The sequence below is a fragment of the Salinisphaera dokdonensis CL-ES53 genome (assembly GCF_040361215.1).
Taxonomy (GTDB): Bacteria; Pseudomonadota; Gammaproteobacteria; order Nevskiales; family Salinisphaeraceae; genus Salinisphaera; species Salinisphaera dokdonensis.
In genome coordinates, this window is sequence record NZ_APND01000002.1 from 715,914 (window position 1) to 728,888 (window position 12,975).

The following is a 12,975-nucleotide window of genomic DNA, read 5'->3' on the forward strand; positions in this document are numbered from 1 at the left end:
AAGCCCGCTCCGGCGGGCTTTTTTGCGTCAGCCGAGCGCGATCGGTGGTCGCTGGTTAGAGTGTGCGGCCAAGCACTGGCCAATGGAGGCTGCATGGACCGGCGAGTGGAGCAGGTCGCGAATCACCCGTTGCATCGTCATCTCGGTATTCAGGACGTCGAGTCGGATGCCGGGGGCGGACGCCTATCGGTCATCGTGGGCGAAAACACGGTCAACCCGGCGGGCGTTTTCCACGGCGGCGTGCTTTATATGCTGTGTGACGTCTGTGCCTATGCCGGCCTGTTGAGTCGACTCGACGATGTAACCGAAGCCGTGACTCACGATATTCATGTCTCGGTGATGCGCGTGGCAAACCCTGGGGACACGGTGGTTTTCGAATCGACGCCGATACGGGTCGGCCGGCGTATCGCCTTCATCGATGTGAGCGCGCGAGTGGCTGACCGCGTGATCGCACAGGCGCGGGTGACCAAGACCTTGATCGAAGCCCGAGCCTGATCCGTCCGGAAGCCGGCTAGGTCGTATGATCGCCGAGCGCCTCGCGTCGTTTCTTGCCTGGGAACAGCAGGATTGTTGCAAGCGAGATCACGGCATTGGCAACGAACGTCCCGGCCAGCCCGAGCGCGCCCGCGGCCAGGCCGCTGATGGCTGGCCCGAGGATGTTGCCGGCCGCGAACATCGCCAGGGTGGCGGTGAAGCCGATCGTGGGCAGCGCTGGATGCAGGTGACTGCTCCAGAACGAAAATATCGCGCTCAGCACCATGATGCAGGCGCCCTGTAGCGCGGCCGAGGCGAGCAGGGCGGCCCAACGGGTGGGCAACAGCCCGAGCAGGACCAGTGAGAGCAACGAACAGACGAAAATACCGCGCACAAGAGCGGTAAGGCCGATCCGCGACTTGATATCTGCGGTAAGAAAACCGATGGCGCCGCCGATGCCCACTGCGATATAGAGCACTGGCCCGGACAGCTCGGCAGCCACGCCGGGCAGGCCGCCAGCCTGGGAGACGTGATCCACGGCAAACGAGAGATAGAAGCCGTTGGTGAAACCGAACGACAGCGCGATCGCAAGCAAGGGCCAGCTAGGCTTTGCAACCATCTGTTTGAGCCAGCCATGCCGCGACTTCTGGGCCGCCGCATGTGGCAACCGCGCCAACGCGTAGAGATTCACCGTGGCGGCCAATAGTGCGGCGAATGAGAAAATCACCCAGACCGTACGCCAGCCCTGGTCGAGCCTGGCGACAGCCAGGGCAAGAATGCCTGCGCCGACAATGCCCGCAGCCGTGCCGGTACTGATCACTGACAGCGCGCGCTCGCGCTGCGTTGACGGCACGCCGCGTTCGGCCGCGTTGTTGAATGGCGACCAGCAAAAGCCTGCGCTTGTGGCAGCGAGGACGGTGCCCACCGCTAGCATCGCCGTATTCTGGCTGATGGCGACAATCACCATTCCGCCGAGCGCGGCGAAGCCGCCGAGAGCAACTGCAAGCCGCGGACCGCGTTGCACGACCAGCCATGCCGTGAGCAACAGTGCGAAGAAGAAGCCGGCAAACGCGCCGCTCGCGATCAGGCCAGCGCCTGATGTGGATAGATCGAACTGCTCACGAAAACGGGGCAGAAACAGCCCGAAACCCACGCGGGCCGGGCCGAAGGCGACAGCGGTCGCGATTGCGCCGCCGGCGGCGAGTGGCCATGTTCTTGCCACGGGATGCTCCCGAAGGGTGATTGGCAATCACATGCTAGGAGCTGTGGCTGTCTGGATCCATCCGTTAGAACACGGGGTCGCCCTATGGGCTGGAGTGACTGATCCCGCTGTTATTTCTTCGCTCGGACCGTGCGGCTCCTGGCAGGGTTCAATGCTCGCATGGGTTCTTGGCGAACGGCGCGACTAGAGCTCCCAGGCTTCCGCGTAATCGTCCACGTCGACGCCGTGGCTGCCGGGCGCGAGCATTCGCGTCACGTGGAATTTCGGGAAACGCATGAGATCGCGCACACGCTGAGGGAAATAGCGGCGCTTCTTGAAATCCAGCACCAGCAGCACTGTGGGCTTTTCCTGGCGTTCGGGACTGGGGATGACAAAGCCCACTTCGCCGGTGTTGAGTTCCACCATGCTGCCGATCGGGTAATCGCCGAGATAGTCGGCAAACTGGCGCAGCAGCTCATCGTTGAAATCGCCCTCGAAGCTCATCATCAGCTTCAGGGCCTGGGCCGGAGCGCGACCCTTCTGGTAGACACGATCGCTCGTCATGGCGTCGTAAACATCCGCGATCGCTGCGATCTGGCTGTAATAGGAGATCTCGGAGCCTTTGCGTCCGGCCGGGTACCCCTTGCCGTTGAGCCGTTCGTGATGATCGCGCACGATCTCGAGGCTGGCGTGCGTCAGGTCCGGTGAGTTCTTGAGAATTTCCACCCCGTACTCGGGGTGTTTTTTCATGATCGCGTATTCCTCGTCGGTGAGCTTGCCGGGCTTGTTGAGCACCTCAAGCGGCACCTTGAGCTTGCCCACGTCGTGCAGCAGCGCGCCGATGCCCATTTCCTTGATCGCGCGGGCGTCGTTGCCGACCCAGGTGGCCAGGGTGACGGCGAGCATGCAGACATTGAGGCTGTGGATGGCGGTGTACTCGTCGCGATCCTTGAGATTGGAGAACCACACCAGCGCATCCGGGTGACGCGAAACGCTGTCCATCATCCGTTCGACAACTTCAGCGACCGCCTCGGTGTCCAGCTTCTCGCCTTCGACCACATCGCCGTGCAGTGCTTTGACGAGCCCCACGGCATTGCTGTGAATCGCACGCGCGGCGGGCAGTTCTTCGCGAAAGCTGCGCGGGGTCTGATCACCCAGGGCCGGGAGCTCGTTTGCCTTGGCTGCGGCCTCCTCCGGCGTGTCGGCCGGCGGCTCTTCGCTGCTGATATAGACGAACGCGCACAGCGACTGCAGCTCGTCGATATCGGCCTGATTTTCGATCGCGATGCCTTCGAGCAGGTACGGGGTCTCGAGCCACGGCCGGTCGAGTGCTTCGACGAACATGCCGGGCCGCAGATCACGGACTTCGATTTTCTTTTTGTATAACGCCATCGGGGTCGTCGGAACCGTTCGGTCCGTGGCTGCGCAAGAACTCTTCTCTATTTATCGCACAGATTCGCCGCAACTTAAGGCTGAGTCGTTATCTGAGCAGGGATCTCACGAAGCGCCAACGGTCGGGATGCGCGCGACCGGTCGGTCACATGGTTGCGGATTTCGGGGTGTGCCCGTTTTGTTTGATAACCGGGGCCGGCTGCGCGCCATTGTGCAACAAGGTCACAGCAGAGAGCGGGCCGCTGCACGACCGGACAACCAGGCGCCTTCCACGCGACCGCCCGCGAGCCAGTCGCCGGCCAGCGCGAGCCGCTGCCCGGGGCGACTGATACATAGCGTGTCGGCCGGGGGCGGATTCGGTCCCGGGCGCGCATAAAGCCAGCGGTGATGTCGAACCGGCTCGATATGCGATGGCTCGATACCGCTCAGTGCGGCGAATTCCTCGGTAAGCGCCGCGGTTATATCTTCGGGGGCGTGCTCCAGATGGTCACTGCTGAATGCCGGGCCGGCATGTAGCGTCCAGAGATCGCGCTGCGTATCTGCCGCGCCTGCCTTGTGGCTGTTGTCGGCGCACCAGGCAAGATGGCCGTCCTTGACGAAAATGCTGTGGCAATCATCCAGCGGCGGTGCTGATACGACCAGTGACTGGCACGGGTCCAAGGCCTGGTCGGCTGACGCGAGCACGGGTATATCCGTTGTCATGTGCCCCAGCAGAGCGGCGGCTTGAACTGCGGGCAGGGTGACAATCAGGGCGTCGGCGATCAGAGGTTCGTGGCCGCCCTCGAATTGCAGCGTCCAGCCATTCTTTTCGTGCGTGACGGCAATCACTTGGCGTCCGCACTGGACATCGACGGTGGCCTTCTCAAGCCGATGACGAACCCAGCCATTGAGCCCGTCTGGGCCCATCAGGCGTTCGCGGTCGTCCGGCGAGGGTGTTCGCTGCCAGCCGTCGGCAAATCGGCGGGCGATGTGAATCGACGGTTGCCAGCGCGTCAATGCGCCGGCCTCCAGGTCGCGCTCGATTTCGGATCGAAAGTCGGGGGCGCGCGCGGTGAAATACTGCGCGCCGTAGTCGAACCAGGCGCTGGCCGGATCAGCAGCCACGCGCCGGGTGGCACAACGCCCGCCGGGGCGCGTGGCCTTGTCGACCACGGTGACGTTCCAGTCTTCGGCCGCGAGCGTTGCGGCAGCGCTGGCGCCGGCCACGCCCGCGCCGATGATCAGGGCATTCGGCATGGGTCGTATTCTCGACGCCCCTGCTGCAGCGCGCAAATAGTGCGGAACGCGGTATGATTGATCCTATTGTGTTCGATACTTCAGATAGCGCGGGTTTGATCCATGCGTAGCTTGTTGCGTGCCTCCTGGGCGCTTGGATTGCTGGCCACGGCGCTGGCTGCATCGGCAGCTCAGCCGTCATCGGGTGCCTACCCGATCGAGGATGGCCTGGCGGCGACCGTGATCGGTACGCCGGCGGAATACAAAGCCGACTTGCCGGAAGGCCTCGACTTCGAGGTCCGCAGCCTTGAACCATTGGTCGAGCGGGATACCCCGGCGACGCTGCGCTACGCGCGGCCGCTGCAGTATCTGCGTGTAACCCAGGACGAGCCGGCACCGTTGGCCTTCATCATTGCCGGCACCGGCGCGAGCGCGCTGTCGAGCAAGTGCGTGATGCTCTCGCGCGCGCTTTACGAAGTAGGCTACAGCGTGGCCTGCCTGCCATCGCCGACCAGCGTCACCTTCATGCTTGGCGCGGCAGAGCATGCCGTGCCCGGGCGCATGCAGACCGACGTGCGTGATCTTTATCGTCTGATGGGCGCAGTCCGCGACGATCTTGACGACGAGACCGAAGTCACCGGCTATGCGCTGACCGGGTGGAGCCTGGGCGCGACCGAGGCTGCCTTCATTGCCAAGCACGATGCCCAGGCCGGCGAGTTTGGTTTTTCACGCGTGTTGCTGCTCAATCCGGCGGTGGACGTCTGGGCGTCGGTACAGCGCATGGACCGGTTGCTTGCCGATAATCTCGACGGCGGCATCAAGGGCATTCCAGCTTTCGTTGCGCGCGGCCTTGGTGGTTTGCGGCAGCTGTACGCCTCCGGTGATCCGTTACGGTTCAACGAGGATTTCCTCTATCGCGCCTATATGTCCCAGTCCCCGGATCGGGCCGATATCGCCGCGATTATCGGGCTCGCGTTCAGGCTGTCGCTGGCGAACATGGCTTTTGGCGCGGACGTGATGACGCGTTCTGACGTGATCGTGCCGCGCGATGTGGAACTCGGGCCGTACGATTCGCTGGACCCCTATATCCAGCGCTCGTTCGAGATGTCGTTTACGGACTATATCGATCGGCTTCTGGTGGCTTACTGGAATAGCGACGGCCGAAACGTGCCACGTGAAACGCTGGTCGCCGAATCGGATCTGCGTGGTATTCGCGGCTTTCTGACGGGCAACGCAGATATCGGCGTCTTCACCAGCGAGGACGATCCGATTCTCAGTGACGACGAGATCGCCTTTCTACGCGACAGCTTCGGCGAGCGTGCCCGTATCCGCCCGCGCGGCGGCCATATGGGCAATCTCTCGTCCCGGAATACCGTGAGCGCCATACAGGACTTCTTCTCGCCATGATCGCCAGCAATCGCTTCGGCCGTCGCCACGGCAACGCGTTCGTCGTAGTCATCAGTCTGCTGCTTGGCGCCTGTGTCAGCACGCCGCCGCCCCAGACCGTGGACGAGCGCACGCCAGACGACGTGCCGGTGACACAGACGACCGCCAATCCATTGGCGATCAACGACCCGTGGGAAGGCTTCAATCGACGCGTCTATCGCTTCAATGCGCTGGCCGATCGCTATGCGCTGATGCCGGTGGTGCAGGTGTATCGCACCGTTACGCCTGGCTTTGCCCGCACCGGCGTACAGAATTTCTTCTCCAACCTGGGCGAGATCAATACGTTTGCGAACAGCGTTTTGCAGATCAAGCCGGCGAGTTCCGCCGTCACGCTGTCACGCTTCGTGGTCAATTCCACGGTCGGGTTGGCGGGGCTGTTCGATCCGGCTACAGCGATGGGTCTGGATCAGCGTAATGAGGATCTGGGCCAGACGCTGGGTCACTATGGTGTCGGCGCGGGGCCGTATCTGGTGTTGCCGTTCTTCGGGCCGTCATCGCTACGAGACAGCGTTGGGCTTGCCGGCGACCAGGCGTTTTTCTTCGTTCTCGATCCGTTGCAGTTCGACGATTACCCCTGGGCGCGCGTGCCGTACTGGCCCCTGTACGTAATCAACAAGCGCGATACGGTGAACTTCCGCTACTACCAGACGGGTTCGCCGTTCGAGTACACACTCGTGCGGCTTGTCTACATGAATTATCGGGCGCTGCAGGTCGAAGAGTAGGCCGCGCGCCGGCCGGGCAGCTAGCGCTGCCCGGCCGCAATCAGTGTGTCGATAGATTCCCCGATGTGAGTCGCGGCCTCTCTCACCCAGTGCAGCGGCTCCGCTAGCGCGGCATCGACCGAGCCGGCGCGTTCCACGAGGGTAAAACAGCCCGCGAAATGGGATTGCAAATCGGCTGCCGCCGTCGGGGCGATATCGCCGGATAGCAGTGCGGTTGGCGTGGGGTGCGCCGCACCGGCAATCGCAAGAGGCAGTTTGCCGGACAGCGTCTGTTCGTCGGAGCGGCCTTCGCCGGTGATGACCAGATCCGCGCTGGACAGAGCGTCCCGCAGGCCGGTCATGTCCATCAGCGTATTCGCGCCCGGCAACAACTGGCCGCCGATCAGCGCGAGGGCGAAGCCGAGGCCGCCCGCTGCACCGCTGCCGTTGGCGCGCGCCGACTCCTGCGCATTGCCCAGTTCAGCCATGCGTTGAAAGGCCGACTCCACGGCATCGATATCTGCATCCGTAAGGCCTTTCTGCGGGCCGTAGACCCGGCTTGCGCCGCGCTCGCCGAGCAGCGGATTGTCCACGTCGCACAGGACTTGAATAGTCGTTTTCGACAGGCGCGGATCGAGCCCGGAAAGATCGAGCGTGTTGAGCGCGAGCAGGCCTTCCATGGTTGGTGCGACCGGCGCGTTGTTGGCATCTTTGCCCACCGCGCCAAGCGCCAGAAGCAACCCCAGGCCGGCATCATTACAGGCGCTGCCGCCGAGGCCGATACAGAGTTGGTGAACACCAGTATCGAGCACTGCAGAAACGAGCGCCCCGAGCGCCGCACTGCCGCGTCCCTGCAATGGCGGGGCGTCGGTGCTGGCTTCGATCAGCGGCAGGCCAAGGACTTCGGCGGACTCGATGATCGCGCGACCGTCTTCGGTCCGGTACCAGCGTGCGTCGATGGGCACGCCATGGATAGCGTCTATCGTGACCTGCTCCCAGCGGCCGGGCGCGGACGCGGCAATGCAGTCCAGTGTGCCCTCGCCGCCGTCAGCCATCGGCGACAGCGTCAGGCGTGCTTCGGGGAGCACGATCTGGAGACCTTCGCCGAGCGCATGGGCGATCTCCAGCGCGCTGGCGCTGCCCTTGTAGCTGTCCGGAGCGAGTACGATGCGAGGCGCGCGCATCATGATGCGCCCGGTCGCCGTGCCGCGCTATGGTTTGAGTATTGGGTATAAGCAGTAGGTGGGCAGGTCATTTTGACGGGCTATTCGAAAATGTTGTCGACAACTTTCAAGCCGGAGTACGCCTGTGGCAGTGGCCTTCGTCGATCATAGCGCATCGGTGCTGGTCGTTGCAGCGAGCCGTGAAGCCGCTGCGCCTGTGCTCGATTACCTGTTTGATCAAGGCATTGCGTTCGGGTTCAGTCGGCCTTCCGAGCTAGCCTACGCAACCGGCCGCCTCGATGCGATCTATCGAATGGCCGTGGTGCTCGATCTCGGTGTGGGTGATCGCGTGCGCGACGCTGCTCAGGCTTTGTCGCGTGAGCTGCCTTGCGTGCTCGTGAGCGATACACCCGTGGCGCGCCGCGAAGAGTTTCGTGCCGTACTACATACGGATACGTCCCCGGCTGAACTGTTCGATAGCGTTCGCGGAGTGCTTGCGGGCAAGGCCACGGGGTCGGGCCTGACGGGCTCGACACCGGCAATGCGCCACGTGCATCGCTTGATCGAGCGGGTCGCAAACAAGGGGACAACAGTCTTGCTGCTTGGTGAAAGCGGCGTAGGCAAGGAAGTGGCGGCCCGCGACATTCACCGGCGCTCGGGCCGCCAGGGCGATTTCGTGGTGGTCGACTGCGGCGCGCTGCGAGACGAGGCTCTGGATGCTGTTCTGTTCGGCGAGCCCGGGCCGCGCTCGACGGGTACGGGAAGTGGCTATTTCCAGATGGCCGAGGGTGGCACCTTGCTGCTCGACGAGGTCGCGGATCTGAGTCTGGCGTGTCAGGCGCGGCTGCTACGGGTGCTCGAGGATGGGCGCTACAAACGCGTGGGTGAGCCGGGAACGCAAGCCAGGGATGTGCGAATCATCGCCGCCAGTCGCCGCAACCTCGTAGACGTGATGGAGACCGGTGCTTTCCGCAACGATCTGTTCTTTCAGCTCGCAGTGTTCCCCATACGCCTTCCGCCTCTTCGGGAGCGCATCGCGGATATGACGGCTCTGATCGAGGCGCTGGGTGCCGGGCTGCCGGGCGGCCGGCCGCGATTCGACGCGATCGCTATGGCGCGGCTCAAATCCTATGGTTGGCCGGGCAACATTCGAGAGCTATCGAATGTGATCGAACGGCTGGCGATTCTCTATCCTCATGAAACGGTGGACCGCGGCACGCTTGACGCACATCTGCACCCGCTCGATGTGGCCCTCATGACGCCCGAGTCTCTACCCGACGGCGGGCAAGCGCCGGCAACGCAAATTTCGGCGATGGCCCTGCCCAGCGATGGCGTCGACCTGCGCGAACTGGTCGAGCATCTGGAAAAACGGCTCATCGAGCAGGCACTCGATCGCAACGATCGGGTGGTGGCGCATGCCGCCCGCGCCTTGGGACTGCGTCGCACGACGCTCACCGAGAAATTGCGCCGCTACGGCATCAGCTCCGACTGACACGCCCGCGCACGCTGTGCTGACCGGCACGGCTCCATGTCACCTATGTATTGTGCTTGCACAAATGCCGCGTTTTGTCTAAAAGTGACGTAACGTGTCATTTTATTGTCGTCCGTGAGCAGGAAAAAAATCCCGAATTTGCCGCGTTTCGTCATAACAAGTTGCAAGTTACTGAAATAAAAAGGCTGGAATAACGGCACGTCCCTTGCTAGACCAGTCCTGTAAGAACGATCAACACGTCACCCGGGTGCCGGCTTTTCGCCGCGCCGGGCGACACAGAACAACCATGCGGGCACAGGACAGCTCGCTCGTTTCGAGGGGACACCATGTACGCGGCACTTCAGAATCGCAGCCCGATGCAGGACATCGGCCTCGTTGTTGACGAGAACCTGGAACTGGTCAAGCGCATCGCCTGGCGTCTGCATCAGCGCCTGCCGGACTGTGTCCAGATCGAGGACCTGATCCAGGCAGGCACCATTGGACTGCTCGAAGCATGGGAGCGTTACCAGCCGGACGAGGAGGCCAGCTTCTCCACGTTTGCCGGCATCCGTATTCGGGGTGCGATGCTTGACGAGATTCGCCGGGGTGACTGGGCGCCGCGTTCGCTCCATCGTGCGGCGCGTGCCGTGAAACAGGCGCGTGCCGATGTCGAGCGTCGCTGCGGTCGCGCCGCCGCGAGCACCGCGGTGGCCGAAGAGATGGGCATGCCGCTCAACGAATACCGTCGCCTGTGTGACGACGTCGCGCTGGCGCACGTCGGTAGTCTCGACTCGGCGCTGTCCGATCAGCCCGCACTCGAAGTCTCGGCCGGCGATAGATTCGCGCCGGAAGCGGCTGTCGAGTATCAGGACATGTGTGAAGCCATCCAGCGTGCCGCCGTCGAGCTTCCCGAGCGCGAGCAGCTGTTGATGCATCTCTACTACGAAAGCGGTCAGAATCTGCGCCAGATTGCCGAGCAATTGGGTGTTTCTGAATCACGCATCTGTCAGCTGCACGGTCGCGCGATCCGTCAGATCCGCGCGCTCGTGGGCGAAGCCGCCTGATTCGAATTCCTACTCCTCCGTCGTGTTCTGACCGCCTTCGGGCGGTCTCTTTTATTCTGTTGTCCACACGCGGCCGCGCGGTAAGCTGACAGGCTGAAATCGACCTGCTTGTTGCTGATGTTCTACTTCGCCTACGGCTCGAATATGTTGACCGCGCGCCTTGCCGAGCGCGTTCCCACGGTCCGTCCCGTCGGGCGGGGCTGGTTGCCGAGCCATCAATTGCATTTCCACCTGAGCGGCAGCGACGAGTCGGGCAAGTGCAATATTCTGCATACCGGCGACCACAGCGATATTGTCCACGGCGCGCTCTACGAGCTTGACGCTGACCGGCTCGATCGCCTGCATGCAGCCGAAGGACCGCCCTATACATTCCTGGAACTCGAAATCGGCACGCCTGATGGGCCGATACGTGCGGCCACCTATCGCGGTCGCTCCGAATACCTAGATGATGAACTCGTGCCTTTCGAGTGGTATCGAGACTTTGTCGTTCATGGCGGTCACGAGCACGGTTTGCCGGCCGATTATCTCGCCGCGCTTGAATCCGTGCCATGCCAGCCTGACCCGAATGCCGAGCGTGCGGAGATGAACCGCCGTATCCTTCGGCACACTGCGACCAACATACGCTTAAGCGCCTTGAGGTGACGCCGGCGTACGCGCGGGAACTACCGCGCGCTCAATAAGCGCCGGTCAGTCGCGCCAGTGCCCCCGGCGCCGGGCGTGGGGTGCGCGACAGCGCATGAATATGGCGGCGTAGTGCGGCTTCGGCCGCCGGAAGACCGTCGCTGCGATGTGCGGCGGTGGCCGCGGCATGGGCATCGCCGTTTTCCAGAAATTCACCGAGGCAGGAGAGCGATAGCTTGTGCAGCGCGGCGCTGGTGCCTACACCCATGGTGCGCACCGCCTGGGCGTTGAGACGTTGTTCGACAGCGTCCTCGGGCAGGGCGAGTACCGGTTTGCCGAGATAAATCGCTTCCGAGAGCAACTGGTTGCCGGCGGTCGAGACGACGGCCTTCGCCGCGGCGAGATCGTCGATGAAGCCCTGCTGCGACGGTGCCTTGAACTCGAGGTTGGCACTCGTGCCGCGATGCGTGGTGCCGTAGATAATCACGTTCTCCCCGCAGGCACGCAGCGCGGTATCGACTGCGGCGGTGTACTGATGCGCGCCCTTGTTGAGATAGACCAGCACCCGGTTGCCGCGGTACGGCGCGGCATTACGCACCGGCTCGCGCAGGATGGGACCGACCAGTTGAACCGTGTCCCGGCGCGGACGCGCCGGGTAGAAGCTGGACACGATCACGCGGTCCGGGTCGCCTATGAAGGCGCGATAGCCGAGGCCGTCGCGGATACCGGCGAGCGCGTCGCCTGGCGCGAAGTCGCAGTGACAATAGGCCATGATGCCGACATGATCGAAGCCGATCCGCGGAATGCCGTGATGGCGGGCGAAGCGATGCCCGTAGGTTTCCGAGTCGGAGATCACGATATCCGGCGCGAAATCCGCCATCTGTTGCCAGACCGCTCGGGTACGCGGGCCGGCTGCCATGAGGTCGGCGACCAGCGGGGCATTGCGCATGAGAGTGCGACGGGAAGATATACGCCCATGGCTGCCGTACTGGTAGCCGATCACGGGGATCTCGACGCTGTCGTGATCGCGGGCGAGCATGTCGTGCGCGTCGCGCCCGGCGAATACGCGGACCTCGTGGTCGCGTTCCAGGCCTGGCAGTACGGCTGCGGTACGCATCGCATGGCCGCGTCCGTAGCCCATCACGGTATAGGCAATTCGCATGGCGTTAGCCGTTTCGTATTTCCGCGCCAGTATCGGCGCGGGCCATGACGAATTTGTGACGGCGTTCAGGCCATGGGCATCTGCGCTTCAAACTCGATGAGCAGTTCCTCGCGACACAGCGGCGCGTGCAAGAGAGCAACTGGCACGCCCGGTGCCCGCGCCCGTGTGATCGCCAGGATAGCCGCTGCATCGTCCGGGTCGCGGACATAGGCCTTGAGGCACTCGAGCGTGGCCAGTCCCTTGTCCTCATCCCAGGCGTTGGCGCTTTTCATTACGGCTACGAGGTTGTCGAGCGCTTCATGCGTCTGGGCGGCGACATCGTCCACGTGCCGACTTTCATGTCCGATGATGCTGGCCGTGCCGGATATAAGGAAATAGGGCGTGCCCGCGAGATCAACGCGTCCGGCTCGGGCGAACGCCGGCGCGCGTGCGCCGTATTGGCGCGGATAGTCATAGGCGCTGATCTGGCGCGGATTCTCGACCGGGGTGAACGGCTGATCGCCAATCAGCACGTGCATTCGTACCCCGCGCTGGTGCCCGGTCACCAGGGTGGCGGGCGGCAGCGTGGTCATTCCGTGATCGGGCATGTCGAGGGCTTCCGCGCGGCCGCGGCAAAAGCGCTTGTAGCGCTGGTCGTCGCCTTTGCCTGCGGTCACGCCCGAAAGCCAATGCCAGACGCGCTGTACATGAGCGAGGCCCAGCGTGCGTTGCAGGGCGAACAGCTGCGTGTAGGCATCGAAGGCCGCCTGTTGGATCGCCTGCGGGTTGTCGAGGCATCCACCGTCGTCGATATGGCGTGTCGCGAAAGCGATGCGGTCGCTGCAGGAATAGGCCCAGCCGTGCGCTTCGCCGTGGGTGACTTCGGTATCGACGGTCCAGAATTCGCTATCGAAGTCGCCGCCGAGGCTGGGCAGCGGGCAGTTGAACCATTGTGTATCCGGCCGGTGATCGACACGCGCCAACACATGCGCCGCGCTCGGCGCGAGAGCGTCGGGCGAGGTGGAGTCGAGCGGGTGCCAACGCACGGCGGCGTCAGTGGTTGGAACGTCGGGCATGCGATAAGCG

The 12,975-nt window shown here is 63.5% G+C and carries 12 protein-coding genes; 6 read left to right on the top strand and 6 right to left on the bottom strand.

All coding sequences use genetic code 11. From position 1 onward, the window contains the following. Window positions 1–93: 93 nt before the first annotated feature. Window positions 94–495, top strand: coding sequence for a PaaI family thioesterase (locus SADO_RS09160; RefSeq protein WP_353110875.1), 402 nt, complete (start codon window positions 94–96; stop codon window positions 493–495). Window positions 496–511: 16 nt separating this feature from the next. On the opposite strand, the gene SADO_RS09165 is transcribed toward SADO_RS09160, so the two are convergent. The 3 genes from SADO_RS09165 to SADO_RS09175 all read right to left on the bottom strand — a co-directional run bounded on the left by SADO_RS09165 (window position 512) and on the right by SADO_RS09175 (window position 4,303). Continuing rightward, window positions 512–1,696, bottom strand: coding sequence for an MFS transporter (locus SADO_RS09165; RefSeq protein WP_353110876.1), 1,185 nt, complete (start codon window positions 1,694–1,696; stop codon window positions 512–514). Between the two features lie 183 nt (window positions 1,697–1,879). Next, complete coding sequence (locus SADO_RS09170; RefSeq protein WP_353110877.1) at window positions 1,880–3,067, bottom strand: HD-GYP domain-containing protein; 1,188 nt, start codon at window positions 3,065–3,067, stop codon at window positions 1,880–1,882. 222 nt (window positions 3,068–3,289) lie between these two features. After that, a complete protein-coding gene (locus SADO_RS09175; RefSeq protein ID WP_353110878.1) occupies window positions 3,290–4,303 on the bottom strand; it encodes an NAD(P)/FAD-dependent oxidoreductase in 1,014 nt (337 codons plus the stop codon). A 102-nt stretch (window positions 4,304–4,405) separates the two neighbouring features. On the opposite strand from SADO_RS09175, the gene SADO_RS09180 reads away from it, so the two are divergent. Then, window positions 4,406–5,689, top strand: a complete 1,284-nt coding sequence (locus SADO_RS09180; protein ID WP_353110879.1) for a hypothetical protein — start codon at window positions 4,406–4,408, stop codon at window positions 5,687–5,689. Next, window positions 5,686–6,450, top strand: a complete 765-nt coding sequence (locus SADO_RS09185; RefSeq protein WP_353110880.1) for an MlaA family lipoprotein — start codon at window positions 5,686–5,688, stop codon at window positions 6,448–6,450. Before SADO_RS09180 ends, SADO_RS09185 begins: the two co-directional genes overlap by 4 nt. Window positions 6,451–6,470: 20 nt before the next feature. Here the strand turns inward: SADO_RS09185 and SADO_RS09190 are convergent, their stop codons facing one another. Beyond that, on the bottom strand, window positions 6,471–7,616 hold the full coding sequence (locus SADO_RS09190; RefSeq protein ID WP_353110881.1) for a glycerate kinase: 1,146 nt from the start codon (window positions 7,614–7,616) through the stop codon (window positions 6,471–6,473). Window positions 7,617–7,737: 121 nt separating this feature from the next. Between SADO_RS09190 and SADO_RS09195 the strand changes: the two genes are divergently transcribed. The 3 genes from SADO_RS09195 to SADO_RS09205 all read left to right on the top strand — a co-directional run bounded on the left by SADO_RS09195 (window position 7,738) and on the right by SADO_RS09205 (window position 10,769). Continuing rightward, the gene (locus SADO_RS09195; RefSeq protein ID WP_353110882.1) at window positions 7,738–9,084 is read left to right on the top strand and encodes a sigma 54-interacting transcriptional regulator; all 1,347 of its coding nucleotides are present in this window, start codon (window positions 7,738–7,740) and stop codon (window positions 9,082–9,084) included. A 326-nt stretch (window positions 9,085–9,410) separates the two neighbouring features. Further along, on the top strand, window positions 9,411–10,127 hold the full coding sequence (fliA, locus tag SADO_RS09200) for an RNA polymerase sigma factor FliA (RefSeq protein ID WP_353110883.1): 717 nt from the start codon (window positions 9,411–9,413) through the stop codon (window positions 10,125–10,127). A gap of 117 nt (window positions 10,128–10,244) precedes the next feature. Further along, window positions 10,245–10,769 (top strand): gamma-glutamylcyclotransferase family protein, encoded by a 525-nt coding sequence (locus SADO_RS09205; RefSeq protein WP_353110977.1) that lies wholly within the window; start codon window positions 10,245–10,247, stop codon window positions 10,767–10,769. A 31-nt stretch (window positions 10,770–10,800) separates the two neighbouring features. Here the strand turns inward: SADO_RS09205 and SADO_RS09210 are convergent, their stop codons facing one another. Both SADO_RS09210 and SADO_RS09215 read right to left on the bottom strand, forming a co-directional pair. Continuing rightward, window positions 10,801–11,910, bottom strand: a complete 1,110-nt coding sequence (locus SADO_RS09210; protein ID WP_353110884.1) for a glycosyltransferase family protein — start codon at window positions 11,908–11,910, stop codon at window positions 10,801–10,803. A gap of 65 nt (window positions 11,911–11,975) precedes the next feature. Then, entirely contained in the window at window positions 11,976–12,965 is a 990-nt protein-coding gene (locus SADO_RS09215) for a chorismate transformation FkbO/Hyg5 family protein (RefSeq protein ID WP_353110885.1), read from the bottom strand. Window positions 12,966–12,975: the final 10 nt, after the last annotated feature.

Excerpts from the sequence above, each read along its gene's own strand:
- SADO_RS09160 (WP_353110875.1), top strand. The coding sequence starts at position 94 with ATGGACCGGCGAGTGGAGCAGGTCGCGAATCACCCGTTGCATCGTCAT.
- SADO_RS09170 (WP_353110877.1), bottom strand. The coding sequence starts at position 3,067 with ATGGCGTTATACAAAAAGAAAATCGAAGTCCGTGATCTGCGGCCCGGC.
- SADO_RS09175 (WP_353110878.1), bottom strand. The coding sequence starts at position 4,303 with ATGCCGAATGCCCTGATCATCGGCGCGGGCGTGGCCGGCGCCAGCGCT.
- SADO_RS09180 (WP_353110879.1), top strand. The coding sequence starts at position 4,406 with ATGCGTAGCTTGTTGCGTGCCTCCTGGGCGCTTGGATTGCTGGCCACG.
- SADO_RS09185 (WP_353110880.1), top strand. The coding sequence starts at position 5,686 with ATGATCGCCAGCAATCGCTTCGGCCGTCGCCACGGCAACGCGTTCGTC.
- SADO_RS09190 (WP_353110881.1), bottom strand. The coding sequence starts at position 7,616 with ATGATGCGCGCGCCTCGCATCGTACTCGCTCCGGACAGCTACAAGGGC.
- fliA (WP_353110883.1), top strand. The coding sequence starts at position 9,411 with ATGTACGCGGCACTTCAGAATCGCAGCCCGATGCAGGACATCGGCCTC.
- SADO_RS09205 (WP_353110977.1), top strand. The coding sequence starts at position 10,245 with ATGTTCTACTTCGCCTACGGCTCGAATATGTTGACCGCGCGCCTTGCC.
- SADO_RS09210 (WP_353110884.1), bottom strand. The coding sequence starts at position 11,910 with ATGCGAATTGCCTATACCGTGATGGGCTACGGACGCGGCCATGCGATG.
- SADO_RS09215 (WP_353110885.1), bottom strand. The coding sequence starts at position 12,965 with ATGCCCGACGTTCCAACCACTGACGCCGCCGTGCGTTGGCACCCGCTC.